Here is a 1054-nt window from a genome sequence, read left to right on the forward strand (position 1 = left end):
GTCCGTGCCCGAGCCGGGCACCACCTCGAACGAGCACCGCGTGACGCCGGTGGCGTCGAAGGTGCCGCGTTCCTCGAGGACGAAGCTGCCCTTGCGGGCGCCCACGGTGCCGGTGACCAGCTCCATGCCGGCGAAGGTGCCGGTGTTCTCCCCGGTGTAGGCGATCGTGTACGCGCATGCCGTCTCCGGCGCCGTGACGACGCCGGTGAAGGCGTTGGTGACCACCGCACGGGCGAGTCGCGGGAACGGCGCCTCGGCGGCGCCGATCGGGTGCTCCTCCCAGTTCTTGAACGTGAAGCCACCGGCGGGGGAGCCCGGGGAGGCGGCGGCGGGAACGGGTGCGGCTGCGGGCGTGGGCGTGGGCGTGGGCGTGGGCGTGGGCGTGGACATGAGAGCTCCTGGTTCGGGGTGGTCAGGGTCGTCCTGGACGAGCCGGACGGGCTGGCTCGCCTGGACGGACTGGACGGACTGGACGGACTGGACGGACTGGACGGACTGGACGGTTTGGACGTGGGCTGGATAGGCGGACGGGCTGGACGGCTCCGGGTCGCCTGGACTGACGTGCTGGCTTGTCTGGACGGGCTGGATGGGCCGCAGGGGTCGGACGGGCCGCAGGGGTCCGGCGGGCTGGATGGGTTGGCCTGCCCGGAAAGGCGGAAGGTGCTGGCTCGTCCGGACGGGCTGGACGGGCCCGTTGGCCGGGCGGGCTGGACGGGCAGACGGGCAGACGGGCCGGTTGGCGGGGCGGTCTGGATTGACTGACCGGCCGGGCGGACGGATGGGCTGGACGGCGCAGGCGGATTGGGCAGGCCGGCCGGCAGGCTGCGGTCGGCGGGGTCCTTTCGCCCGTTCGCCAACAGCCTGTCCGGCATACCTGACATCCCCTGTCAGGTATGCCGGACAATGTCGGCATGCGCGCCGACCGGCTCCTCTCCCTGCTCCTCCTGCTCCAGAACCGCGGCCGGATGACCGCCCCCGAACTCGCCGCCGAGCTGGAGGTGTCCGTCCGGACCGTCTACCGGGACATCGACGCCCTCGGAGCCTCGGGGGTACC

The 1054-nt window shown here is 72.9% G+C and carries 2 protein-coding genes; one reads left to right on the plus strand and one right to left on the minus strand.

Going from position 1 to position 1054, the window contains the following annotated elements; translation table 11 throughout:
* A partial coding sequence (locus ACWGDE_RS39185; protein ID WP_453393853.1) for a DUF3224 domain-containing protein occupies positions 1-390 on the minus strand: 390 nt, incomplete at its 3' end.
* A 521-nt stretch (positions 391-911) separates the two neighbouring features.
* Between ACWGDE_RS39185 and ACWGDE_RS39190 the strand changes: the two genes are divergently transcribed.
* The coding region (locus ACWGDE_RS39190; protein WP_453393854.1) for an HTH domain-containing protein at positions 912-1054 on the plus strand (143 nt) is incomplete at its 3' end.

The organism is Streptomyces sp. NPDC054956 (assembly GCF_053609185.1).